We start from the raw sequence: 24,464 nt of genomic DNA on the forward strand, positions 1-24,464 counted from the left end.
CATGAGGCCGCAGCCGATGCGCCTCGGGGATCTGTCGGTGGGCTTCGTCCACAGTCTGGCCGACGCCGTGCGCAGCCACGACGCCGATCCGCTGCCTCTGCTCGAGCAATACGGCCTCGATGCCGCGCGACTGGCCGAGGCCGGGGCACGCTTGTCGATCCCGCGTTACATGCGCCTGGGCCACGCGGCGATTCAACTGACCGGCGATCCGGCCCTGGGCCTGCGCATGGGCCGAATGATCCGCTTGAATCAGGCCGGTCTGGCCGGCATCACTGCGGCGCAAGCGCCCACCGTCCGTGAAGCGGCCCGCTGCCTGACGCGCTTCGAGCCGCTGTACGGTTCCAACTATCGCGGGCAGTCCAGTTTTCACGAAGATGCCAACGGTGCGTGGCTGCGCTTCTACTCGATCAGCCCTTACAACGCCTATAACCGCTTCGTGGTCGACTCGATCCTCGCCGGCTGGCTGCATCAGTTGTCGAGCCTGTGCGGCGAAACGTTGCGCTCCGAGAGAATCGAAATCGAATTCGAAGCGCCGGATTACCGCGACGCCTACACAATGCTTGGCGACTGCCCGATCCAGTTCAGCGCCGAACGCAATCAGCTGCGCCTGAGCCTGAACAGCCTTGCCCTGCGCAACCCTGAACATTGCCCGAGCACCTGGCGACATCTGCTGCAATTGTGCGAGCGGGAGCTGGAACAACTGACCCGCACCCGCAGCCTGCGCGAGCGCATCACTCAGTTGCTCGGCCCGCTGCTCAACGGCGGCCGCGAGCCGGATCTCGAGGAAGTCGCGGCACGCCTGAAATTGCCGACCTGGACCCTGCGGCGCAAACTAGCAGAGGAAGGCACGCAATTTCGCGCGATCCTCAATGACACACGCCGCGATTTGGCGATGACCTACATCCGCGACACCGAACTGGCGTTCGGCGAGATCGCCTACCTGCTAGGCTTTGCCTCAGCTGAAGCCTTCCAGCGTGCATTCAAACGCTGGAGCGGGCAGACGCCCGGCGAATCCCGACGAAATTACCGCTCGGGAGCCTGAAGCTCAGAGCTCCGTCGCGTCGTCAGCCGGTTCTGGTTGATCCAGTTCAAAGGCTTGGTATTCGAGCAGTTCTTCCTGATACTCATCCATCGTATAAATCCCCCAACTACCCGCTATGAAAATGGCCTGATCAATCGACCTGTGCCCCGAGCATAAAGTGCCCGTGTGAAGGAAAAGTGAAACGCAGCCTTCATGAATAAAACGTAGCAGGTGGCTGGGGATTTATCGCGGCGATGATGTCGCAGGTATGTAACCAGATCTTAAGCCAACCCGAAAACCACTGTGGGAGCGAGCCTGCTCGCGAAGGCGGTGTCTCAGTCTGATCATCTGTCGACTGATACACCGCTTCGCGAGCAGGCTCGCTCCCACAGGGTCTCGCTTGGTTTCTTATTGGCCCGACGCAGGCATCGCCGGAATCGGCTCGGACGGTGGAGGAATATCCGGGTTGGTCGGTGGCGTGATGGTTTCGCTGGTCGGCGCTGGCTCTTCCACGGGCGCTGGCGCAGGCGAAATCGGCGTCGACTCCGCTGGCGGCACCACCGGCTCGGAACTCACTGGCGCGGCTTCAATCGGGGCCGGTGCTGGTTCCGCAGCCGGCGCAGGGGCCGGTTCTGCTGCCGGTGTCGGCATCAGTGGCGCAGCAGCCGGAGCAGGCGTCACCTTCGGCTCAGGCACACCGAGGTCGGTTTTCGGTTTTTCTTCGATATGCGCCGCTTTCTTCGCATCGGCGGGCAGGAACTGCTCCACCAGCGTGAAGAAGCGCTCGTAGAACTTCTGCGCCGTGACCGTCTCACTGGCGACCTTGACCATCGAATCATCCGAGGAGCCGATCGGCATCGACACCGAGCCCAACACACCAACCCCGAGGCTGGCCGAGTTGTTGGTCTTCTTCAACGCATAACGATCCTGCAAGGCGTTGGCGAACACCGTCGCATGATGGCCGGCGCTGCCATCTTCGGCGCAGACCACGTTGAAGCTGATCTCGAGATGGGTCTCGCCGGTCTGCTGGAAGCTCTTGTGACCGCTGACCAGCTTCGGATCACTGCTGGTAATGATGTAGCCCTGACTGAGCAACGCGCGCCGGGCCGCTTCGCAACTGGCGGTGTCGGTTACCGGATAATTGCGCGAAAAGGTGCCGGAGTCATCGAAGTTCTCATGCTCATAGATCGGCTTGTCCTTCGAACAACCGGCCACCGCAGTCAACAAAAGCGCCAGCCCGACAACACGCATGGGAGTGAAAATCAACATTGAACATCCTGAGGGAAAACAGTCCGGGGCGTATTGTGCAACAGATCGCCGCCCCATGGCGCATGGAATAGTGTCAAGAATCGGTTACAACTTTACCGGTCATGGCCATCAGGAAAAAGCCGCGTGGACAAATGATCGATCAACGCGCGCAATTTCGCCGTGGCTTGTCGGCTCGACGGCCATAACACCCCAGAACCGACCGGCGTGTTCTAAATGCAAAAGAAAGGTAAAAATTCAAGATCAGGTCGGCTGTCAGGCCGCCTTCGCGAGCAGGCTCGCTCCCACAGAAAAGCAAAGCAGCGCAGCTGCCCGCGGCAAAGCCGCCCCACTCAACAATGAGCGCAAGCTCGAGTGCTTCTGATCTTGCTTTTGATCCATCGGCGACGTCGGAAGGCTGAGCGGAGGGATTGATCCGGGTGTGGGAGCGTAGCGACCGTCTGGCGCAGCCAGACACAGCGGAAGGAGGTGCAGCGAAGCAAACCGGAGCCGCTGCTCCCGGATCGATCCCGCAGCGAAGGAACCCGAGCCTGCGAGGGCCGAACGTAGGAGCAAGCCTTTTTGGGTACTTTTTCGGCGTCTGGAAAAAGTGCCTCGCCGTAAGGGCGAAACCGCCAGCTGCAGCACCCGAAGAAACGGATATTCACCCAAACCACCCAGAGCATGGCCGGCCCAAAGGCCGCCAAGCCACCAAAAACAAAAAAGCCCCGACCAACCAGGCCGGGGCTCCTTCAAACGTCAGTCAAAAGATCAGAACCGCTCGATCTCCGCCTCAGCTTCCAACTGCTTGCGATACGCCGCAAAGTCCTGCTGCCCTTCACGGGAAGCCAGGAAGCGACGATATTGCGCCTTCTCTTCATCAGTAGGCGCGGCAGCTTCGTTAACACCGTTGAGTCGCACAACCATCAGGCTGCCATCCGGCAACGTAACGCTGGAGAACGTCGGCTTGTCCTTGGCAGCCGGCTTCGGCATACGGAACAGTGCCTGCAGCACAGCCGGATCAACCCCTTCCTGACCACGGGTGGCCGCTTCGGTGATCTTCCAGTTCTGACCGTCAATGGCCTTGTCCAGCGGCGCCTTGCCATCGCGCAGATCAGCGATCAGCTTCTCGGCACGGGTCTTGGCCTCGGCACTGGCGTGCTCCTTGGTCAGCTGAGTGCGGATCGCCGCGCTCACACTTTCCAGCGGCAGTTGCGCAGGCTTCAGGTGCTCCTTGGAACGCAGCACGATCACGGTTTCCGGGTCCAGCTCGATGGCGGTGCTGTTGGCACCTTCATCAATCACTTCCGGGCTGAACGCGGCAGTGACCACGGCACGGTTGGCGGCAACACCTTCGCCACCTTCACGGCCGAACGGCTTGGAAGTGTGCACGGTCAGTTTCAGATCCGCTGCTGGCTGTGCCAGGTCAGAGGCTTCGAACGCCGAGTCTTCCAGTTGCTTGGTCGCCTCAACAAAACGCTGCTCGACCTGCGCGGCTTTCAGCTCGCGGGTCAGCTTGTCTTTCAGGCTGGCCAGGGTCGGCACTTCAGGCGCTTCCACGCCCAACAGCTTGATCAGGTGATAACCGAAGTCGGTACGAATCGGCTCGGACACCTGGTCTTTCGACAGCGAGTACAGAGCCTTTTCGAAGGCCGGATCGTAAACGCCAGGACCGGCGTAACCGAGATCACCACCATTGTTGGCGGAACCCGGGTCCTGCGAGAACTCTTTGGCCAGCGCTTCGAACTTCTCACCCTTGGCCAGACGCGCCTGGACTTCGTCGATCTTCGCCTTGGCCTGCGCTTCGGTGGTCTTGTCGTTCACTTCGATAAGGATGTGCGCGGCACGACGCTGTTCCGCCAGGTTGGCGATCTCTTTCTGATACGCCGCCTCAAGATCTTCATCCTTGACCGCAACCTGATCGAAGAACGACGACTTCTTCAGCTCGACGTAATCGATGATCACCTGGTCCGGCGTCATGAATTCCTTGGCGTGCTCGTCGTAGTAAGCCTTGACCTCGTCATCGGTCAGCTTGACCGCAGCCGGGTTGGCCTTGACGTTCAGAGTGGCGAAATCACGGGTCTGTTTTTCCAGACGGGCGAATGCCAGCACTTCGGCGTCGGTGACGAAACCGCTGCCGGCAACGCCTGCGCGCAATTGGCCGATGAGCATTTCCTGAGCCAGCATCTGGCGGAACTGCATGCGGCTGTAGCCCAGTTGACGGATCACCTGGTCGAAACGCTCCGAGCTGAACTTGCCGTCGACCTGGAATTCAGGCGTCTGCAGGATCACTTGATCCAGCGCGGCTTCGGAGAATGAGAACTTCGCCTGTTCGGCGCCTTGCAGCAGCAACTTGCGGTCGATCAGGCCTTTGAGCGCCGATTCGCGCAGCATCTTTTCGTCGAGCAAGGAAGCATCGAAGTCCTTGCCCAGCTGTTGCATCAGCTGACGGCGTTGCATATCAACGGCCTGGCTCAGCTCGTTCTGGCTGATTTCGTCACCGTTGACCTTGGCCGCCTCGTTCTTGTGAGTCGTGGCCTGGAAAATGGCATCGAAACCGGTCAGGGCCATCAGTGCAACGATGACCCCGATAATGGTCTTGGCAATCCAGCCTTGTGAATTGTCCCTGATATTCTGCAGCATGCGTCCCCCAGAAACGGTTGAACTTCAATTTAGGCAACCGTGGAGCGTGGGTAGAATCCGGATAGAAGAAAGGCGCATCCGAGGATGCGCCTTCTCGTAACTGGCGGAGCGGACAGGGCTCGAACCCTCGATCCCGGCGTTACAGGTGGCTCTTTCAGCCACCTGCTCTACCGCTCCGCTGCCAAGTCAGGCTTGACCCCGACCCGGATGGGTAAAAACCTGGAAACTCAGTTAACAGCTTCTTTCAGCGCTTTACCGGCTTTGAAACCTGGCTTCTTGGCAGCCGGGATTTCCAGAGACTTGCCGGTTTGCGGGTTGCGACCGGTACGAGCCGGACGGTCAGTCACGGAGAAAGTACCGAAACCAACCAGAACAACGGAGTCGCCAGCCTTCAGAGCGCCAGTGACGGATTCGATTACAGCGTCCAGCGCACGGCCAGCAGCAGCTTTCGGGATATCAGCGGATGCAGCGATAGCATCAATCAGTTCCGACTTGTTCACTCTAAGTCCCCTTATATCTATTTTGAGATGTTTCTAAGTTTTTTGGTGAAAGCAAAAACGAGTGCTGAATGGCCTACAGACACTTAAGAGCCGCTTTATAACAAGGGCTCTAAAATGCTGTCAAGGAAAGCCCCCCAGGCTAAAACGTATTAATGCGTGCTAATTCTTTCCTTGGCATCAGACTCGCGTTTTTCGTCCTTGGCAACTATCTCCGGAGCCACATCCGGCAAGGGCTCCGGCGCGTATTGCAGCGCAATTTGCAGGACCTCGTCAATCCATTTAACCGGTTTGATCTGCAGATCCTGCTTGATATTGTCAGGAATCTCCTTCAGATCGCGGACGTTTTCTTCCGGAATAATCACAATCTTGATTCCGCCGCGATGTGCCGCCAGCAGTTTTTCTTTCAAACCGCCAATTGCCAACACCTGACCACGCAAAGTGATTTCACCGGTCATGGCGACATCGGCGCGCACCGGAATGCCGGTCAATGCCGAGACCAACGCGGTGCACATGCCCACGCCAGCGCTAGGGCCGTCTTTCGGCGTAGCACCTTCCGGCATGTGAATGTGGGTGTCGCGCTTCTCGTGGAAGTCCAGCGGGATGCCCAGGCTCTTGGCGCGGCTGCGCACAACGGTCTGTGCGGCAGTGATCGATTCGACCATCACATCACCGAGCGAACCGGTCTTGATCAGCTGCCCTTTACCCGGAATCACTGCGGCTTCGATGGTCAGCAATTCGCCGCCAACCTGAGTCCACGCCAGACCAGTCACCTGCCCCACCTGATCCTGCTGCTCAGCCAGGCCGTAGCGGAACTTGCGCACGCCGAGGAAATGCTCGAGCAGATCAGCTGTCACTTTTACCGAAAAGCGTTTTTCCAGCGCATGCTCTTTGACTGCCTTGCGGCAGACCTTGGCGATCTGCCGCTCGAGGCCCCGCACGCCCGCCTCACGGGTGTAATAACGGATGATGTCGCGGATCGCTTCCTCGTCGAACTCCAGCTCGCCCTTCTTCAGACCATTGGCGGCGATCTGTTTCGGCGAGAGGTATTTCACGGCGATGTTGATCTTCTCGTCTTCGGTGTAACCCGGCAGACGGATGACTTCCATCCGGTCCAGCAGCGCTGGCGGGATGTTCATCGAGTTCGAGGTGCACAGGAACATCACATCCGAGAGGTCGTAATCGACTTCCAGATAGTGATCGTTGAAGTTGTGGTTCTGCTCGGGATCGAGCACCTCCAGCAAGGCCGACGCCGGGTCGCCACGCATGTCGCTGCCCATCTTGTCGATTTCATCGAGCAGGAACAGCGGGTTGCGTACGCCCACTTTTGTCATCTTTTGAATCAATCTTCCCGGCATCGAACCGATGTAGGTCCGGCGGTGACCACGAATTTCCGCTTCGTCACGCACGCCGCCCAAGGCCATACGTACGAATTTACGGTTGGTGGCGTGGGCAATCGATTCCGCCAGCGAGGTTTTACCCACGCCTGGAGGACCGACCAGGCACAACACCGGGCCACGGATTTTCTTCACGCGCTTCTGCACGGCGAGGTATTCAAGGATGCGCTCCTTGACCTCTTCGAGGCCGTAGTGATCGGCGTCGAGAATGTCTTCTGCACGGGCCAGGTCGAGGCGTACCTTACTCTGCGCCTTCCACGGCACCTGCACCAGCCAGTCGATGTAGGAACGCACCACGGTGGCTTCAGCCGACATCGGCGACATCTGCTTGAGCTTGTTCAGCTCGGCAGTCGCCTTGGCCAGCGCGTCTTTCGGCAGGCCGGCAGCATCGATGCGCTTTTTCAGCTCTTCGATTTCGTTGTGGCCTTCATCGCCGTCACCGAGTTCTTTCTGAATGGCCTTCATCTGCTCATTCAGGTAGTACTCGCGCTGACTGCGCTCCATCTGCTTCTTGACGCGACCGCGGATGCGTTTTTCAACCTGCAACAGATCGATTTCAGCATCCAGCAGCGCCAGCACGTGCTCGACACGGGCCGACAGATCGATGATCTCGAGGATTTCCTGCTTCTGCTCGATTTTCAGCGCCATGTGCGCGGCCATGGTGTCGACCAGACGACCGGGCTCATCGATGCTGTTGAGCGACGACAGGACTTCAGCCGGAACCTTCTTGCCCAGCTGAACGTATTGTTCGAACTGCGACAGCAGTGTGCGCACGAAGACTTCCGACTCGCGCTCGGCGGCGTCGACTTCTTCGATCAGAGACACTTCGGCGCGGCAGTGGCCATCGACTTCGCTGAAGCGCTCGACAGTACCACGCTGCTCGCCTTCGACCAGAACCTTGACGGTGCCGTCAGGCAGCTTCAGCAGCTGCAGAACCGTGGCAATCGTACCTACGCGATAGAGAGCGTCTTCACCGGGATCATCGTCAGCCGGGTTTCGCTGGGCCAGCAGCAGAATCTGCTTGTCACCCGTCATCGCTGCCTCGAGGGCTTCGATGGATTTCTCGCGCCCCACGAACAGCGGGATAACCATGTGCGGATAAACCACGACATCACGCAATGGCAGGAGAGGCAATTCGATGGTTGTCTTCATGATTTCGCCTCTACGGCGGCCGTATGGCCGTAATCAGATGGAATTAAGCTTGAAACCAAGATGGGGGCTGCCTCGAAAAAAAACAAGCGCAAAGCGGAGGTAAAAAACGACTTAAAAAAAAAGAGGCCCGAAGGCCCCTTCTTTGTTGCGGCGCTGTGAACGCTTACGCGTCCGGCGCTGCCTTGGCCGTCGGCTCACTGTTTTCGTAGATATACAGTGGCTTGGACTTGCCTTCGATCACGCTTTCATCGATCACGACTTTGCTCACCTCTGACTGCGAGGGGATCTCATACATCGTGTCGAGCAGCACACCTTCGAGAATCGAACGCAGGCCACGAGCACCGGTTTTACGTTCCAGAGCGCGCTTGGCGACCGATTTCAACGCATCGGAACGGAATTCCAGATCCACGCCTTCCATCTCGAACAGCTTGGCATACTGTTTGGTCAGAGCATTTTTCGGCTCGGTGAGGATTTGCATCAGCGCAGCCTCGTCGAGCTCGTCCAGTGTCGCCAGGACCGGCAGACGACCGACGAATTCCGGGATCAGACCGAACTTGACCAGATCGTCAGGCTCGACTTCACGCAGGGATTCACCAACCTTCTTGCCCTCTTCCTTGCTGCGCACTTCGGCGTTGAAGCCGATGCCGCCTTTGGTGGAACGGTTCTGGATGACCTTTTCCAGGCCGGAGAACGCACCACCACAGATGAACAGGATGTTACGGGTGTCGACCTGCAGGAATTCCTGCTGCGGATGCTTGCGGCCACCTTGCGGCGGTACCGAAGCGACCGTGCCTTCGATCAACTTGAGCAAGGCCTGCTGCACGCCTTCACCGGAAACATCACGGGTGATCGACGGGTTGTCGGACTTGCGGGAAATCTTGTCGATTTCGTCGATGTAGACAATGCCCATCTGGGCTTTCTCTACGTCGTAATCGCACTTCTGCAGCAGCTTCTGAATGATGTTCTCGACATCTTCACCCACATAACCTGCCTCGGTGAGGGTGGTTGCGTCAGCGATGGTGAACGGAACGTTCAGCAAGCGGGCCAGTGTTTCGGCCAGCAGGGTTTTACCGGAGCCTGTCGGGCCGATCAGCAGGATGTTGCTCTTGCCGAGTTCGACGTCGTCAGCCTTTTTGTCACGCTGGTTCAGGCGCTTGTAGTGGTTGTACACCGCTACGGCCAAAACCTTTTTCGCACGCTCCTGACCAATGACGTACTGGTCAAGGATGCCGCTGATTTCTTTAGGCGAAGGCAATTTATGCGCGCTGCTTTCGGCCTGTGCTTCCTGCACCTCCTCGCGGATGATGTCATTGCACAGGTCGACGCACTCGTCGCAGATAAAGACCGAGGGGCCGGCAATCAATTTGCGCACTTCATGCTGGCTTTTGCCACAGAAGGAGCAATAGAGCAGCTTGCCGTTGTCCTCGCCGTTGCGGGTGTCAGTCATTCGTTCGATCCAAATCCGATAGGCTTGCAACACAAGATGAAGGCTATTGCGGGCTTTTTCAAGCCCGCCGCTGATCGGACATGCCGATCAGGCCTGTTTTGCGCTGCTTATATTAAGCTGGACGCTGGTTGATCACTTCGTCGATCAGGCCGTATTCCTTCGCAGCTTCGGCACTCATGAAGTTGTCGCGATTGGTATCGCGCTCGATTTCTTCCAGAGTACGGCCGCTGTGCTTGGCCATCAGCATGTTCAGACGCTCGCGGATGAAGAGGATTTCCTTGGCGTGGATTTCGATGTCCGACGCCTGGCCCTGGAAACCGCCCAGTGGCTGGTGAATCATCACGCGCGAGTTCGGCAGGCAGAAACGCTTGCCCGGTGCACCTGCGGTGAGCAGGAATGCGCCCATGCTGCAGGCCTGACCGATGCAGGTGGTCGATACGTTCGGCTTGATGAACTGCATGGTGTCGTAGATCGACATGCCGGCAGTCACCGAACCGCCCGGCGAGTTGATGTACAGATGGATGTCCTTGTCCGGGTTTTCCGCTTCAAGGAACAGCAGTTGCGCACAGATCAGGTTGGCCATGTAGTCCTCTACCGGGCCCACCAGAAAGATCACTCGCTCCTTGAGCAGGCGCGAGTAGATGTCGTAGGCGCGTTCGCCACGAGCGGACTGCTCGACAACCATCGGGACCAGGCCGCCGGCGGCCTGGATATCAGAGTTCTGCTGAATATAAGAATTACGGAACATGCTCTGCAGTCGCTCCCAAATAGTTATGTCTTGAATACGCATAAGCCAGCTCGAGAGCTGGCTTATGGTGTGCACTTCTAACGCAAAATCAATCAGTCGGCTGCTGGAGCTTCTACCGGCTTGACTGCTTCTTCGTAGGAGACCGATTTGTCGGTCACACTAGCTTTCTGCAGAACAGTATCCACAACTTGTTCTTCCAGCACAACCGAACGCACTTCGTTCAGTTGCTGCTCGTTTTTGTAGTACCACGACACGACCTGCTCTGGCTCCTGGTAAGCGGAAGCCATTTCCTGAATCATTTCGCGAACGCGAGCTTCGTCAGGCTTGAGGTCGAACTGCTTGACCACTTCAGCAACGATCAGGCCCAGCACGACGCGGCGCTTGGCTTGCTCTTCGAACAGCTCGGCCGGCAGTTGGTCTGGCTTGATGTTGCCGCCGAACTGCTGAACAGCCTGCACGCGCAGACGGTCAACTTCGTTGGACAGCAGAGCCTTTGGCACTTCGATAGGGTTGGTGGCCAGCAGACCGTCCATTACCTGATTCTTGACCTTGGATTTGATCGCCTGACGCAGTTCACGCTCCATGTTCTTGCGAACTTCGGTGCGGAAACCGTCGATGCCGCTTTCCTTGATGCCGAATTGAGCGAAGAACTCTTCGTTCAGCTCAGGCAGCTTAGGCTCGGACACAGTGTTGACGGTCACGGTGAACTCGGCGGTTTTGCCAGCCAGGTCCAGGTTCTGATAGTCCTCAGGGAAGGTCAGGTTCAGAACGCGCTCTTCGCCAGCCTTAGCGCCAACCAGGCCTTCTTCGAAGCCCGGGATCATGCGGCCGGAACCCAGTACCAGCTGAGTGCCCTTGGCGGAGCCGCCAGCGAACACTTCGCCGTCAACCTTGCCAACGAAATCGATGTTCAGCTGATCTTCGTTCTGGGCAGCACGGTCGGCCACTTCGAAACGGGTGTTCTGCTTGCGCAGGATGTCGAGCATCTTGTCCAGGTCAGCGTCAGCCACTTCAGCGCTCAGACGCTCAACGGTGATGCCTTCGAAGCCAGCAACGGTGAACTCAGGGAAGACTTCGAATACAGCAACGTATTCCAGATCCTTGCCCGCTTCGAGCGACTTTGGCTCGATCGAAGGCGAACCGGCAGGGTTGAGCTTCTGCTCGACCACAGCTTCGTAGAAGGAAGACTGGATGACGTCGCCTACCGCTTCCTGACGCGCATCAGCACCGAAACGGCGCTTGATTTCGCTCATTGGCACTTTGCCTGGACGGAAGCCAGCAATTTTGGCCTTTTGGGCAGTCTGCTGCAGACGCTTGTTGACCTGAGTCTCGATGCGCTCTGCCGGCACGGTGACGCTCATGCGGCGCTCGAGAGCAGTAGTATTTTCAACAGAAACTTGCATGGATATTCCTCGTTGCACAGACGTTAGCCGGCCGTTTCCGACCCCAGAATCAAGGGCATGCATTCTAGTGGGTCAAACTCAAGAAGTCACCCTACTGGAAACGGGTAAAAAAACAGCAGGCAATTTATAGGGAGCGCCGCACGAATGCCGTGCACTCCACTGGCGAATACAAGCGATCACGTCAGGGCTCTGCAGCAACGCTTCTATATATAGAAGCAACTATCAAATCCGCCCCGACAGGCGTTCCGGTAAAACCGGAACGACGAGCAGTTCAGCGTCATCCGATCCTTTAAAAGCGATGAAGTGCCCTGCCCTGCGCTTCGAAATCGGCCATGGCCGGATTTCGAAACCGCTAAAACAAAAAAGGCGCCAGACTGTTAAATCTGGCGCCTTTCGAAATATGGGGTGGACGATGGGGATCGAACCCACGACAACGGGAGTCACAATCCCGTGCTCTACCAACTGAGCTACGCCCACCATATTGCGTAACAAAAAAGCCAAACAACTTCTTTGTTGAAACTTCATCAGGCCGGAGGCACAGATGAAGCTTTATTTGGTGCGGATGAAGAGACTCGAACTCTTACGCCTCGCGGCGCTGGAACCTAAATCCAGTGTGTCTACCAATTCCACCACATCCGCGGATGAAGCTTTTAAAGCAAAGGCGCCAGACCGTTAAATCTGGCGCCTTTCGAAATATGGGGTGGACGATGGGGATCGAACCCACGACAACGGGAGTCACAATCCCGTGCTCTACCAACTGAGCTACGCCCACCATATCGCGTTACTTGTGCCAAAGCTGCCTAATGGCGCACCCGGCAGGACTCGAACCTGCGACCATCCGCTTAGAAGGCGGATGCTCTATCCAGCTGAGCTACGGGCGCCTTGTTAATCTGTACTCTTAAAGGACTACAAACTAAGTGCTTTCCAGCGTCGCAGAACCTTGATTCCGCTTCACCTTCTTAACCAGTGCTAGGCTGTGCCCGACAAGTGCGACGAATAGTATAGAGGGCTCCAAAGGTCGTCAAATCCTTTTTGAAAAAAATTCATTTAATTAAAGGAGTTAGAGGAATTTGCTGACCAAGCGCCTTTGCCCTCACCGCTCGACATGCGAGAATGCGTTCTCATTTTTTCCCCTCTCGATGGTTAATCACGCGCAATGACTGCACAACTAATCGACGGCAAATCGATCGCCGCCAGCCTGCGCCAGCAGATCGCCCAACGAGTTGCCGAGCGTCGCCAGCAAGGCCTGCGCACCCCCGGCCTCGCGGTGATCCTGGTCGGCAGCGATCCTGCCTCTCAGGTTTATGTCTCGCACAAGCGTAAAGACTGTGAAGAGGTTGGCTTCCTCTCTCAAGCCTACGACCTGCCCTCCGACACCACTCAGGAAGCCCTGACCGATCTGATCGATCGCCTTAATGACGATCCGGCCATCGACGGCGTGCTCCTGCAGTTGCCTCTGCCCGAACACCTCGATGCGTCCAAGCTGCTGGAACGCATCCGCCCGGACAAAGACGTCGACGGCTTCCACCCGTACAACGTCGGCCGCCTGGCCCAGCGCATCCCGCTGCTGCGCCCCTGCACCCCGAAAGGCATCATGACTTTGCTGGAAAGCACTGGCGCTGATCTTTACGGGATGGATGCGGTAGTCGTGGGCGCCTCGAATATCGTCGGTCGCCCGATGGCCATGGAATTGTTGCTGGCCGGCTGCACCGTCACTGTCACTCACCGCTTCACCAAGGATCTGGCCGGTCACGTCGGCCGTGCTGATCTGGTGGTCGTCGCCGCCGGCAAACCGGGCCTGGTCAAAGGCGAGTGGATCAAGGAAGGCGCGATCGTGATCGACGTCGGCATCAACCGTCAGGAAGACGGCAAACTGGTCGGTGACGTCGTCTACGAAACCGCCCTGCCCCGCGCCGGCTGGATTACTCCGGTACCGGGCGGCGTTGGCCCGATGACCCGCGCCTGCCTGCTGGAAAACACGCTCTACGCGGCAGAAACCCTGCACGTCTGACCGGTTTTTTCCGCCGCATCAGAACCCCGCCTCGTGCGGGGTTTTTAATGCCTGAGAAAAAACTTCAACCGTTCGCCGGAAACCGCTCTTTTTACAGGCCTTTTCACGAGATTTTCAGGTCTTACAAACAACCATCGACAGTTCTTCAGCCATACTCCTAAAATGCGCCGGTTTTAAGAAATAACCCGTTACAAACTAACGGTATATCCAACCTTTTAGAGTTCGCCCGCGTGAAAATTCGTCTCTCGATTCTGAGCCTGTTGTTTGCTGTTACAGGCACATTCATCACGCCAACGATCAACGCTGCGGAAACCACCGCTGCTCCACGTGACGCTTCGACATTGAAGATCGCGTCCGGCAGCGCCCTGCTCATGGATATGCAGACCAATAAAGTCATCTATTCCAGCAACCCTGACGTGATCGTGCCGATCGCTTCCGTCAGCAAGCTGATGACTGGCCTGGTCGTGGTAGAAGCTCGACAGAACATGGACGAATGGATCGATGTCGACATCAGGAACACTCCGGAAATGAAGGGCGTGTTCTCCCGGGTCAAACTCAAGAGTGAGCTGCCGCGCCGCGAGATGCTGCTGATCGCCTTGATGTCTTCGGAAAACCGCGCCGCCGCCAGCCTCGCCCATCACTATCCGGGCGGCTACGCTGCTTTTATCGCGGCAATGAACGCCAAGGCCAAGGCGCTGGGCATGACCAGCACGCACTTTGTCGAGCCGACCGGCTTGTCGGAGCGCAACGTTTCCACCGCCCGCGACCTGAGCAAACTGCTGGTGGCTGCGCACAAGCAACCGCTTCTGGTGCAACTGACCACCACCAAGGAAAAAACCGTGGCGTTCCGCAAGCCCAACTACACCCTGGGCTTCCGCAATACCGACCACTTGGTCAATAAGGCCGATTGGGACATCAAGATCACCAAGACCGGCTTCACCAACCCGGCCGGCCATTGCCTGGTGCTGGTGACGAAGATGGGCAACCGTCCGGTCGCCTTGGTGATTCTCGATGCGTTTGGCAAATACACGCATTTTGCCGATGCCAGCCGCATCCGCAGCTGGGTGGAAACCGGGCGCAGCGCCAGTGTTCCAGCGGTGGCACAGCAGTACAAAGCCGACAAAAACCTCAAGAGCCGTCAGAGCGGCGTAGTCGAGGCGGCCAAGTAGATCCAGCGTTCACGAAAAAGCCCCGAATCTTCGGGGCTTTTTTTCGTCTGCGCATCAGTCGTTGGGCAGCGGCATCTTGTCGTCATTGGGGATGCCATCGCCAGAGCTCGGCTCTGGCGAAACCTCCGGAGTCAGCACATTTGGCCGCGCCAGCGGGTCGCGCATCGGGCTGTCCGGGTCCAGCACCGGATCAACCTCCGGCTCCGGCGTGGTCGGCACGCTGTCAGGTTTGTGGTCATCGAAGCTTGAATCGGTACTCATACGCACCTCACATCAAGGTTTCAAATCGGCTAACGGATCATAGGGCTTGGCCGGTTTCTTCGGATCTTCACCGGGCTCGACATCCAGCGGCGCCTTCGCCGGACCGACTGGATCAACTTGCGGATCGTCAAGGTCCGGCGAATCCGGATCGAATCCCAGATCATCACCCGAGGAATGTTCGGACGAGTGCGGGCCTTTCGGGTTTGGGGAATCTGCCATGTTGCCTCCTTGATTCACCCGCGAAGCACGGGCATTAATCTTCAGAGGCTGGCCGGGCGCAGTCGTGCCCGGCAGATGACGAACGGAGGTTTATTGCGCCGCCAGAGCCTTTCGCGCCTGCGCCGCAGCGTTTTCTTCACCGGCCTGGGCCAGTTCATCGGCGGCTTTCAGCCAACGGGAGCGGTCGACGGCTGCCGGGATCTGCGCCGGTTTCTGAATCAGGATCGCCCAGCCACCGGCCTTTTCGAGCGCTGCTTGAAAGCTGCCGAAATCCATCAACTGCCGACGGTTCATGCCGGCGCGCAGCAGGACCTTCTGTTTATTGCGATCGTAGCCGGACAGGATCGCGTAACGCGGCTCGGCCCAGAATGCCGAACCTTCACTGAAACGCACCATGACCGGGTAGCCCGCTGCGACCTGGGTCAGCAAGGCCGGCAGCTTGCTGTCGAGCGGATAAACCACCAGGCCATATTCGCGAGCAAGGTTCTGCATGTTCTGCTGCAGCTTGTCCTCAGCGCCCGGCAAGTGCAGCGGTTTTTCCAGAAGGCCTGGGGTGATGACGATGCCTTGTTGCGACAGCAGACTGGCGAGCACCTGTGGCCCACTCTGGTTGGCTTCGCCACGATAGAAGGTGCCACTGAGCTCAACCCGCTCCGGCAAGCGTTTGACTTCAGGCGCTACATTGCCTGCACATCCGCTCAGCACCACCGCGCAAGCGCCGGCAAGCAACGCTCCGCGCACTCGAGAAAATACCTGCACCATCAATCACTCTCTTCCAGACGCCGGTCATCGTGTTCCGGCAACGCCAGCGATCATAGAGCCGCACCAGCCTGCGGTATAGCCTTAAACCGCAGAGCGGGCGATTGCATAGAGCAAACTGATTGGTGACTAACGACCTTTGGTCAATAGCTTGAAACACCCCATTGACTAGACTGTCACTGAAATAGAGCGAATTGCGAAAAGCGGGCGCCCGATGCAGGGCGAAGAGGAGGCACCAATGAGCCTGACCATGACCATCGTGATGTTGATAGCCGGCTGGCTGGCCGTGGCGACTGCCATGTTGTGGGGCGTGCTGCGGATTTCGCGGCGCCATCATCATCCGGTGCAGACGATGCCGGTTGAGAAGACAGAGAAGCATCCAGTGCGACACGCTGCTGCGCATTGAAGACCAACAAGGTCCTTCCCTCATGAGAGCGCTCAGCAGCAGCGCGCTCTCGATAACTCAGCAAAAGGTGAATAAAAAAACCGCCTGAGCTCAACCAGCCCAGGCGGTTTTTTGTGTTCTCAGCAATTACGCCTGCTGAGCAACCTTCTTCTGCTTCGCCCGGCGCGACAGCATGTTCAACACCTCAATGCCCGCCGAGAACGCCATGGCCGCGTACACATAGCCTTTCGGTACGTGGGCGCCGAAGCCTTCGGCGATCAGCGTCATGCCGATCATGATCAGGAAGCCCAGCGCCAGCATGACCACCGTAGGGTTATCGTTGATGAACTTGGCCAGCGGATCAGCCGCGAGCAGCATCACCAGCACCGACACCACCACCGCGATGATCATGATCGGCAAGTGTTCGGTCATGCCGACAGCGGTAATGATGCTGTCGATCGAGAACACCATGTCGAGCATCAGGATCTGACCGATAGCTGCGGCAAAACCAAGCGTTACGCTCGAAGTCGCTGTTTTCGGGTCTTCCGGCGACGGGTCCATGCTGTGATGGATCTCGGTCGTGGCTTTCCACACCAGGAACAGGCCACCGGCGATCAGGATCATGTCCTTCCAGGAGAACGCCTGGCCAAGGATTTCGATCACAGGCTCGGTCAACTGCACGATGAATGCGATGGTGCTCAACAACGCCAGACGCAGAATCAGGGCCATGCCGATACCGATACGGCGCGCCTTCTGCCGATGCTGTTCGGGCAGCTTGTTGGTCAGGATCGAAATAAAGATCAGGTTATCGATGCCAAGCACGATTTCCATTACCACCAGTGTGGCCAAAGCAACCCAAGCGGTGGGGCTGGCGGCGAGTTCTAACAGATATTCCATGGGTCAGTCCTGACTCTGTGTAAGACGGTTTAGATGGTCTTGGAGGAAGATTCGGATTCTTCCGCTTGTTTTTCCGGGGTTTCTTTTTTCTCGATCAAACCACCGGTGGCGTCACTGAGCGCTTGCTCAGCGGCTTTATGGGTGTCGTCAATCGCTTGCTTGGCAGTTTCAGCCGCCGCACCCATCAGTTGCTGGGCGCTTTTTTCCGCCTGATCACAACCGGCCAGAACCAGTAAAGACGCAAACATCACTGCGGGAAATGTGTATTTCATAAGGTTTCCTTCGAATGAACAGACAGGCGCACACACCGGCCGTCGATGGCTGGGCATTCTAGGGAGATGAACACTTCAGGAAAATTCGTATTTTTAGCGGCTATACTTCGGTTTTCACGAAGTGGCCATCACTATGCTCAATTACCGACAACTGCATTACTTCTGGGTTGTAGCCAAAACCGGCAGCATCGTCCGCGCCTGCGAGCAACTGAACCTGACGCCACAGACCATCAGCGGACAGATCTCACTGCTTGAACAAACCTATGGCGTGGAACTGTTTCGCCGAGTTGGCCGCCAGTTGGAACTCACCGAAGCCGGGCGCCAGGCCCTGCCCTACGCCGAGCAGATGTTTCAGTTGGGCGGCGAGCTGGAGCTGATGCTGCGAGCGCAGCCCAACGAGCAGCAGATCCTCTTTCGCGTCGGCGTGGCCGACGTGGTGCCCAAATCCATTGTCTATCGCCTGATCGCGCCGACCATGGAGTTGAGCGAGCCGCTGCGCATCACCTGCCGCGAGGACAAACTCGAACGCCTGCTCGCCGATCTGGCCATTCAGCGTCTGGATCTGGTGATTTCCGACAGCCCGATGCCCTCGCATCTGGACATCAAAGGCTACAGCCAGAAGCTCGGTGAATGCGGGATCAGTTTTTTCGCCACCGCCGAACTCGCCGCGCAGTATGGCCAGGATTTCCCGCGCAGCCTGCACGGCGCACCGCTGCTGATTCCCGGCGCGGAAACCGTGGTGCGCAGCCGTTTGCAGCGCTGGTTCGCCGAACAGCAGATCCAGCCGCAGATTGTCGGCGAATTCGATGACAGTGCTTTGATGCAGGCCTTCGGCCAATCCGGCAGCGGGATCTTTATCGGCCCGAGCGTGATTGCCGAGGAAGTGAAGCGCCAGTACGGCGTCGAGTTGATCGGCCAGACCGACGCGGTGAGCGAGTCGTTCTATGCCATTTCGGTGGAGCGCAAGGTCAAGCACCCTGGCATCGTAGCGATTACCGAGGGTGCCCGACGCGAGCTGTTTACCGGGTTATGAAGCGCAGACTTCACGCGGCTTCAGCGTCATCAGCACCATGGCGAGGAACACCGAAAGCAAAATGAAGCCGGCAGCGGCAAAGCCGAGAAAGCCAAGACCGGCGCTGTCGATCACCCGGCCGCCGACCATCGCGCCCAGACCAATGCCGAGATTGGCCCCGGCGATGTTCAGCGACGCGGCGAAGGCTGGCGCTTCCGGCGCGGCTTTCATCAGGCGCACATGGCTGACCAGGAACAATGCGGCCTGGGTTACGCCCCAGATGCCCATCGCCACCGCCAGACCCACTGGCGAATGAATGTTCGGCACCAGCGAAACCATGCCGGCGATCATGAACGCACAGAACAACACCGACGCCCCCAGCGGATGCCGATCCACCGCTCGCCCACCGAGCGAGTTGCCGATCAGCCCGACTGCGCCAAACGCCATCAGGCACCAACCGACCACGGTGCCGTTGAAACCGGCAAGTCGTTCGAGGATGTCCGCAAGGTAGGTATAAGCGGTGAACATGCCGCTGAACACCAGAATCGACAACAAGATATGGCCGAGCATCAGCGGGCTGCGCAGGATCTTGAACTGCGAACGGAAGCTGACCTGATGCTGGTGCAGACTGGTTTTCGGCAGGTAGACAAACAGCAGCAAGGCTTTGGCAAACGCGATCAACGCCAGAATGCCGAATGCGCTGCGCCAGCCGAACGCGTCGGAAATCAGCGTGCCGACCGGAATGCCGAACACCGTGGCGCAGACGATACCGAAGCCGATCTTGGCGATGGCGCGGCCGGCGAAATCCGGGCCGACGATGTCGACGGCGGTTTCACTGGCCAATGCCCAGAACACTGGCAAACCCAACGCCGGAATCAACCGTGCGATGGCCATCACCCAGATATTCGGCGCCAACGCTGCCACGGTGTTGGCCAGACCGAACATGATCAGAATGCTGATGAACAGTTTGCGCCGTTCAAAACGGGCGAAATAAGCGGTCAGGAACGGGCCGAACAGCGCCACGGTAAAGGCGAACAAGGTCACCAGCAGCCCGGCTTGCGGGATGCTGACTTCGAGGTCTCGGGCGATCGCCGGCAACAGGCCGACAATGACGAATTCCGTGGTCAGCACCGTGAACCCGGCGGCGGACAACAGAAGAATAGGCAACAGCATGCGCAACTCCAGCAAAACGACGACGCCAGCGATGACCCGGAGGCCCGCTGGCAGAACTTGAAAATGAGGATGGCGAAGCTTAACAGACTGCGTCCGCACTGAGTTGCCCAAAACTGCCGATCTGCCGGGCCGATCCGGTGGCAGATCGTCACAGGCCTGAAGGTTCACGCCTACGCTGTGATAAAGTCCGCGCCCTGAAAATCGTACAGCTGTTCAACGTGCCGTTTGGCGGCGTTGATGTCACTTCGACAGGCGTTTCGTGACTGCCCACGACGCTTCGCACCCTATAAAAAACAGAGATGCCGTTATGACCGCTTCATCCCCTTCGTTACTGCAACGCCTGAAACGCCTGAGTCTGGTGACCCAGATCGTCATTGGTCTGATCGCCGGTATTGCCCTGGCCCTGATTGCACCGGAGCTGGCGAAGTCCACCGCGTTCATCGGCAAGGTGTTTGTCTCGGCGTTGAAAGCCGTGGCGCCGATTCTGGTGTTCGTGCTGGTGATGGCCTCGATCGCCAACCACAAGCACGGTCAGGAAACCCACATCCGCCCGATCCTGTTCCTCTACCTGCTGGGTACATTCAGCGCTGCGGTGGTGGCCGTGGTCGCCAGCATGGCGTTCCCGTCGAATCTGGTGTTATCGACCGAGAACGTTGCCGTGACTGCGCCCGGCGGCATCGGCGAAGTCCTGCAAAGCCTGTTGCTCAGCGTCGTCGACAACCCGGTCAGCGCGCTGATGAATGCCAACTTCATCGGCATTCTGGCCTGGGCGATCGGCATGGGCATTGCCATCCGCCACGCTGGCGACACCACTCGCGAAGTGCTCGGTGACTTGTCCAACGGCGTCACCGTGATCGTCCGTGTGGTCATTCGCTTCGCGCCGCTGGGCATCTTCGGCCTGGTCGCGTCGACATTGGCCACCTCCGGTTTCGGCGCGCTGCTCGGCTACGCGCACCTGCTGGCGGTGCTGCTGGGCTGCATGCTGTTCGTCGCGCTGGTGATGAACCCGCTGATCGTGTTCTGGAAGCTGCGCCGCAATCCGTACCCGTTGACCCTGATGTGCCTGCGCGAAAGCGGCATCACCGCGTTCTTCACCCGCAGCTCGGCGGCGAACATTCCGGTCAACCTGGAATTGAGCAAGCGCCTGGGCCTGCACGAAGACACCTACTCGGTATCGATCCCGCTCGGCGCGACCATCAACATGGCCGGTGCGGCGATCACCATTACCGTGCTGACCCTGGCGGCGGTGCACACCTTGGGCATCGCTGTGGACATTCCGACCGCGATCCTGCTCAGCGTCGTCGCAGCCATTTGCGCCTGTGGTGCTTCGGGTGTGGCCGGTGGGTCGCTGCTGCTGATTCCGCTGGCGTGCAGCCTGTTCGGCATCCCGAGCGAGATCGCCATGCAGGTCGTGGCGGTGGGCTTCATTATTGGCGTGCTGCAGGATTCGGCGGAGACCGCGCTGAACTCGTCGACTGACGTGCTGTTTACAGCGGCGGCTTGCCTGGGCGAAGAAGAGAAGGCTCAGCGCGCGTAATCGCTGCCATAGGAGAAGCGGAAGCCCGGGAGTTTACAGATCGTTCCAACGCTCTGCGTGGGAATGCCTCAACGGACGCTCCGCGTTCGGCTCTGAATGGGACGCAGAGCGTCCCGGGCTGCATTCCTTTGCTGCGCGTGGGAACGATCAAACAAAAGCCCGCCAAGGCGCGAACCTTGGCGGGCTTTTTCGTATCGGGGTGTTTAGAACGCGCCCATGTAATCGCGCTTGCCCACTTCAACGCCGTTATGACGCAGCAACGCATAGGTGGTGGTGACGTGGAAGAAGAACTGCGGCAAGCCGTAAGTCAGCAGATACGCCTGACCACTGAAGCGCTTCTCTTTCGGCGTGCCCGGACGGGTGACGATTTCGATGCCTTCCTTGCCATCGATCTGCTCTGGCTTGATCTCGCCGATGAAGGCCAGGACCTTGGTGATCAACGCTTGCAGCTCGGCAAAGGTGGTTTCAGTGTCGTCGTACTTCGGCAGTTCGACTTCAGCCAGACGCGCCGACACGCCTTTGGCGAAATCCACGGCGATCTGCACCTGACGCACCAGCGGGAACATGTCCGGGTACAGACGCGCTTGCAGGAAGACGCTCTGGTCGATGTTTTTCGCGCTGGCGTGGGCTTCGGCCTTTTTCAGCACATCGCTCAGGGCGTTGAGCATTTGTTGAAAAACCGGGACGGATGCGGCGTACAGTGAAATGGTCATGGCAATCTCATGTGATGGCTGGGTAATACGTGGTGGCGATTATAGCCATGCTTGATGAGCACACGGCTTGCCTTTTGTTTGGCAAGGATTAGGCTAGGCGGCTTCGACTGCAGAGGGAACGCGCGATGAGCAACGAACAAGAATCCACCTCCGACCAGCCACGGCTCAATGCCACGGAAATCCGCATTCTCGGTGCGCTGATCGAAAAACAGGCCACCAGCCCGGAAACCTATCAGCTGACCCTCAACGCGCTGGTGCTGGCCTGCAATCAGAAAACCAGCCGCGAACCGGTAATGAACCTCAATCAGGGCCAGGTCGGCCAGAGCCTGCGGGCGCTGGAGGGGCGTGGTTTCACCCGGCTGGTGATGGGCAGCCGTGCCGACCGCTGGGAGCACAAGGTCGACAAGGCGCTGGAACTGGTACCGGCACAGGTGATTCTGACGGGTTTGATGTTTCTGCGCGGTCCGCAGACCGTCAACGAACTGCTAACCCGCAGCGGACGCATGCACGAGTTCGAGGACGCCGAGCAGGTGGTTCATCAGCTTGAACGGCTGATCGCACGCGGTCTGGCGGTATTGATTCCGCGTCAGGCCGGGCAGCGTGAGGATCGCTACACCCATGCCTTGGGCGATCCGGCAGATATCGAAGCGATCCTGGCGGCGCGGCAGAATCCTGGGGAGCGATCGGGCGGTGGCGTTTCACTGGAGCGTATCGAAGAACTGGAAGCGCGGATCGCCGCACTGGAAGAACGCCTGGCCCGCCTCGAATAATCGCAACAGAACCTCTGTGGGAGCGAGCCTGCCCGCGAAAGCGTAGTGTCAGTCGCCACGATCTTGAATGACCCGCCGCCTTCGCGAGCAAGCTCGCTCCCACAGGGGGTATCTGCGAATTTCAGATTTTATTCCCCATCCCAATAATCCACCCCATCCACCTGCCGCGCGACAGCGACAAAGCCCGAGGCATTGCCGTCGGCATCCACCGTGAAATTATCCATCACCGCATACTTGTTCGAGACCGGATACTCGCAGATCTCCGGCTGCTGCTGAGTGCTGATCGCCAGATAACGCAGTTCGCCCGCGCTGGTATTGATGATCTGATGTGCCTTCTCGGGTCCGCCCGGTGGGCAGGCGATCACATCACCGGCGCGGATCGGAAAACGCTCGCCTCCCAACCGCACCTCGCCCTCCCCGGCCACCACGTAGAACATTTCCTCGTTGACCCGATGGCTGTGGAATGGACTGCCGCGCATGCCCGCTGGCAGCGCATACAGGCGATAACCGAGTTTCTGCGCACCCAGTTGCTGACCGATCCGCGCGATACGCTGCTGATAACGCCCGGCGGTTTCGCCTTCAGGGGCCAAGGCTTCGGGAAGGGCTTCGAGTTCGACCTCGTTGAGGTTGAGGATGGGCGGATGCATGGGCGGCCTCGGTTATGTTTTTTTTGCTGGGCAGGTCTGTGCGTGCTGGCGAGGATTATAGATAGTGATCCAGAACCGCAGCGCCGCCTTCGCGAGCAGGCTCGCTCCCACATTCAATCGCATTCCAACTGGAGGAACACGCTCAACTTGTGGGAGCGAGCCTGCTCGCGAAGAGGCCAGCCCAGCCACTAAAAGATCAATCAGCTACGCGCAAAATCCACCGCCGCCGCAAACTGCGCCTCATTCGGCCGCACTCCGGTGTACAGCACGAACTGCTCCAGCGCCTGAATCGCAATCACCTCAAGCCCGGTGATCACGCGCTTGCCCTCGGCCCGCGCCCGCACAATCAGTGGCGTTTCCGAAGGGATCGCCACCACGTCGAATACAGTCTCAGCCGCTTTGATCACTTCAGGCTCGAACGCCAGTTGCCCCGCCTCCGGCCCGCCGTCCATGCCTACCGGGGTGACATTGATCAGCATCTGCGGGCGCTCGTCACCCAGCTCGGCCTGCCAGCGATAACCCAGCGAATCCGCCAGGGCGCGTCCGGCCCGCTCGTTACGGGCGACAATCAAACCGTTCTGGTAGCCACCATCGCGCAGGGCGCTGGCCACCGCTTTGGCCATGCCGCCGCTGCCACGCAGGGCGAAGGTCGAATCTTTCGGCACCGCGTGGCTTTCCAGCAATTGCGCGACGGCGATGTAATCGGTGTTGTAGGCCTTGAGGTGGCCGCCAGTGTTGACGATGGTGTTGATCGACTGGATCGCCGCCGCCGACGCATCCAGCTCATCGACCAGCGCAATGCAGGCTTCCTTGAACGGCATCGACACGCCGCAGCCACGAATGCCCAGTGCGCGGATGCCGCCGACCGCGCCGGTCAGGTCCTGGCTGCTGAACGCTTTGTAATAGAAATTCAGGCCCAGCTGTTCATACAAATGGTTGTGAAAACGCAGACCGAAATTCCCCGGGCGCCCGGACAGGGACATGCACAGTTGGGTGTCTTTGTTCGGGTTCATCTGCATGAAACTTCTCCTTCAAACGCACTTTCGGATGGACGGGATTGGCCAGCCCACCGGATTCTGAATCATC

At 58.6% G+C, this 24,464-nt stretch carries 23 protein-coding genes, 4 tRNA genes and 1 pseudogene; 7 read left to right on the forward strand and 21 right to left on the reverse strand.

Annotated features, from left to right (window positions below):
• Position 1 precedes the first annotated feature (1 nt).
• A complete protein-coding gene (locus ACYSTU_RS19490; RefSeq protein WP_499001031.1) occupies positions 2-1,042 on the forward strand; it encodes an AraC family transcriptional regulator in 1,041 nt (346 codons plus the stop codon).
• 387 nt (positions 1,043-1,429) lie between these two features.
• On the opposite strand, the gene ACYSTU_RS19495 is transcribed toward ACYSTU_RS19490, so the two are convergent.
• The 12 genes and pseudogenes from ACYSTU_RS19495 to ACYSTU_RS19550 all read right to left on the reverse strand — a co-directional run bounded on the left by ACYSTU_RS19495 (position 1,430) and on the right by ACYSTU_RS19550 (position 12,434).
• The gene (locus tag ACYSTU_RS19495; protein ID WP_264365501.1) at positions 1,430-2,290 is read right to left on the reverse strand and encodes a DUF2242 domain-containing protein; all 861 of its coding nucleotides are present in this window, start codon (positions 2,288-2,290) and stop codon (positions 1,430-1,432) included.
• Between the two features lie 92 nt (positions 2,291-2,382).
• A pseudogene (locus tag ACYSTU_RS19500) lies at positions 2,383-2,506 on the reverse strand (LysR family transcriptional regulator); the annotation flags it as partial.
• 531 nt (positions 2,507-3,037) lie between these two features.
• The gene (locus ACYSTU_RS19505) at positions 3,038-4,909 is read right to left on the reverse strand and encodes a SurA N-terminal domain-containing protein (protein WP_122703710.1); all 1,872 of its coding nucleotides are present in this window, start codon (positions 4,907-4,909) and stop codon (positions 3,038-3,040) included.
• A 227-nt stretch (positions 4,910-5,136) separates the two neighbouring features.
• Entirely contained in the window at positions 5,137-5,409 is a 273-nt protein-coding gene (locus tag ACYSTU_RS19510; protein WP_016775333.1) for an HU family DNA-binding protein, read from the reverse strand.
• Positions 5,410-5,558: 149 nt separating this feature from the next.
• Positions 5,559-7,955 carry an endopeptidase La gene (gene lon, locus ACYSTU_RS19515; protein WP_016775334.1) on the reverse strand — a complete coding sequence of 799 codons (2,397 nt, stop codon included), beginning with the start codon at positions 7,953-7,955 and terminating at the stop codon, positions 5,559-5,561.
• 163 nt (positions 7,956-8,118) lie between these two features.
• Complete coding sequence (clpX, locus tag ACYSTU_RS19520; protein ID WP_016775335.1) at positions 8,119-9,402, reverse strand: ATP-dependent Clp protease ATP-binding subunit ClpX; 1,284 nt, start codon at positions 9,400-9,402, stop codon at positions 8,119-8,121.
• A gap of 112 nt (positions 9,403-9,514) precedes the next feature.
• Positions 9,515-10,150: an ATP-dependent Clp endopeptidase proteolytic subunit ClpP gene (gene clpP, locus ACYSTU_RS19525; RefSeq protein WP_016775336.1), complete on the reverse strand. Its 636-nt coding sequence runs from the start codon at positions 10,148-10,150 to the stop codon at positions 9,515-9,517.
• Between the two features lie 92 nt (positions 10,151-10,242).
• On the reverse strand, positions 10,243-11,553 hold the full coding sequence (gene tig / locus ACYSTU_RS19530) for a trigger factor (protein WP_016775337.1): 1,311 nt from the start codon (positions 11,551-11,553) through the stop codon (positions 10,243-10,245).
• Between the two features lie 401 nt (positions 11,554-11,954).
• Positions 11,955-12,030: transfer RNA gene (locus ACYSTU_RS19535), tRNA-His, on the reverse strand.
• Positions 12,031-12,107: 77 nt separating this feature from the next.
• Positions 12,108-12,192: transfer RNA gene (locus ACYSTU_RS19540), tRNA-Leu, on the reverse strand.
• A gap of 57 nt (positions 12,193-12,249) precedes the next feature.
• A tRNA-His gene (locus ACYSTU_RS19545) sits at positions 12,250-12,325 on the reverse strand.
• A gap of 32 nt (positions 12,326-12,357) precedes the next feature.
• Positions 12,358-12,434: transfer RNA gene (locus tag ACYSTU_RS19550), tRNA-Arg, on the reverse strand.
• A gap of 275 nt (positions 12,435-12,709) precedes the next feature.
• Here ACYSTU_RS19550 and folD point away from each other — a divergent pair.
• The gene (gene folD / locus ACYSTU_RS19555; protein ID WP_110600737.1) at positions 12,710-13,564 is read left to right on the forward strand and encodes a bifunctional methylenetetrahydrofolate dehydrogenase/methenyltetrahydrofolate cyclohydrolase FolD; all 855 of its coding nucleotides are present in this window, start codon (positions 12,710-12,712) and stop codon (positions 13,562-13,564) included.
• 230 nt (positions 13,565-13,794) lie between these two features.
• On the forward strand, positions 13,795-14,733 hold the full coding sequence (gene pbpG / locus ACYSTU_RS19560; RefSeq protein WP_073471341.1) for a D-alanyl-D-alanine endopeptidase: 939 nt from the start codon (positions 13,795-13,797) through the stop codon (positions 14,731-14,733).
• 54 nt (positions 14,734-14,787) lie between these two features.
• Here pbpG and ACYSTU_RS19565 read toward each other — a convergent pair whose 3' ends face one another.
• The 3 genes from ACYSTU_RS19565 to ACYSTU_RS19575 all read right to left on the reverse strand — a co-directional run bounded on the left by ACYSTU_RS19565 (position 14,788) and on the right by ACYSTU_RS19575 (position 15,975).
• Positions 14,788-14,994 (reverse strand): hypothetical protein, encoded by a 207-nt coding sequence (locus ACYSTU_RS19565; RefSeq protein ID WP_499001040.1) that lies wholly within the window; start codon positions 14,992-14,994, stop codon positions 14,788-14,790.
• Positions 14,995-15,006: 12 nt separating this feature from the next.
• A complete protein-coding gene (locus tag ACYSTU_RS19570; protein ID WP_024013462.1) occupies positions 15,007-15,213 on the reverse strand; it encodes a DUF6021 family protein in 207 nt (68 codons plus the stop codon).
• Between the two features lie 90 nt (positions 15,214-15,303).
• On the reverse strand, positions 15,304-15,975 hold the full coding sequence (locus ACYSTU_RS19575; protein ID WP_137214745.1) for a cysteine peptidase family C39 domain-containing protein: 672 nt from the start codon (positions 15,973-15,975) through the stop codon (positions 15,304-15,306).
• A gap of 235 nt (positions 15,976-16,210) precedes the next feature.
• On the opposite strand from ACYSTU_RS19575, the gene ACYSTU_RS19580 reads away from it, so the two are divergent.
• Positions 16,211-16,378, forward strand: a complete 168-nt coding sequence (locus ACYSTU_RS19580) for a hypothetical protein (protein WP_016775342.1) — start codon at positions 16,211-16,213, stop codon at positions 16,376-16,378.
• 126 nt (positions 16,379-16,504) lie between these two features.
• On the opposite strand, the gene ACYSTU_RS19585 is transcribed toward ACYSTU_RS19580, so the two are convergent.
• The gene (locus ACYSTU_RS19585) at positions 16,505-17,254 is read right to left on the reverse strand and encodes a TerC family protein (RefSeq protein WP_499001044.1); all 750 of its coding nucleotides are present in this window, start codon (positions 17,252-17,254) and stop codon (positions 16,505-16,507) included.
• A 29-nt stretch (positions 17,255-17,283) separates the two neighbouring features.
• Positions 17,284-17,526, reverse strand: a complete 243-nt coding sequence (locus ACYSTU_RS19590; protein ID WP_024013465.1) for a hypothetical protein — start codon at positions 17,524-17,526, stop codon at positions 17,284-17,286.
• Between the two features lie 133 nt (positions 17,527-17,659).
• On the opposite strand from ACYSTU_RS19590, the gene nhaR reads away from it, so the two are divergent.
• Complete coding sequence (nhaR, locus tag ACYSTU_RS19595; protein WP_016775345.1) at positions 17,660-18,559, forward strand: transcriptional activator NhaR; 900 nt, start codon at positions 17,660-17,662, stop codon at positions 18,557-18,559.
• On the opposite strand, the gene ACYSTU_RS19600 is transcribed toward nhaR, so the two are convergent.
• A complete protein-coding gene (locus tag ACYSTU_RS19600; RefSeq protein ID WP_024013467.1) occupies positions 18,554-19,711 on the reverse strand; it encodes an MFS transporter in 1,158 nt (385 codons plus the stop codon). The genes nhaR and ACYSTU_RS19600 overlap by 6 nt on opposite strands.
• Before the next feature lie 307 nt (positions 19,712-20,018).
• Here ACYSTU_RS19600 and sstT point away from each other — a divergent pair, with 307 nt between their 5' ends.
• Positions 20,019-21,248, forward strand: coding sequence for a serine/threonine transporter SstT (gene sstT / locus ACYSTU_RS19605; protein WP_125918102.1), 1,230 nt, complete (start codon positions 20,019-20,021; stop codon positions 21,246-21,248).
• Between the two features lie 203 nt (positions 21,249-21,451).
• On the opposite strand, the gene ACYSTU_RS19610 is transcribed toward sstT, so the two are convergent.
• Positions 21,452-21,961: a DUF1993 domain-containing protein gene (locus tag ACYSTU_RS19610; protein ID WP_041477165.1), complete on the reverse strand. Its 510-nt coding sequence runs from the start codon at positions 21,959-21,961 to the stop codon at positions 21,452-21,454.
• Positions 21,962-22,086: 125 nt separating this feature from the next.
• Between ACYSTU_RS19610 and ACYSTU_RS19615 the strand changes: the two genes are divergently transcribed.
• Entirely contained in the window at positions 22,087-22,731 is a 645-nt protein-coding gene (locus ACYSTU_RS19615) for a YceH family protein (protein ID WP_499001050.1), read from the forward strand.
• Positions 22,732-22,859: 128 nt separating this feature from the next.
• Here the strand turns inward: ACYSTU_RS19615 and ACYSTU_RS19620 are convergent, their stop codons facing one another.
• The gene (locus ACYSTU_RS19620) at positions 22,860-23,378 is read right to left on the reverse strand and encodes a cupin domain-containing protein (protein ID WP_499001052.1); all 519 of its coding nucleotides are present in this window, start codon (positions 23,376-23,378) and stop codon (positions 22,860-22,862) included.
• 200 nt (positions 23,379-23,578) lie between these two features.
• A complete protein-coding gene (locus ACYSTU_RS19625; RefSeq protein WP_071172956.1) occupies positions 23,579-24,397 on the reverse strand; it encodes a shikimate 5-dehydrogenase in 819 nt (272 codons plus the stop codon).
• Positions 24,398-24,464 lie beyond the last annotated feature (67 nt).

It is taken from the genome of Pseudomonas glycinis (genome assembly GCF_054871425.1).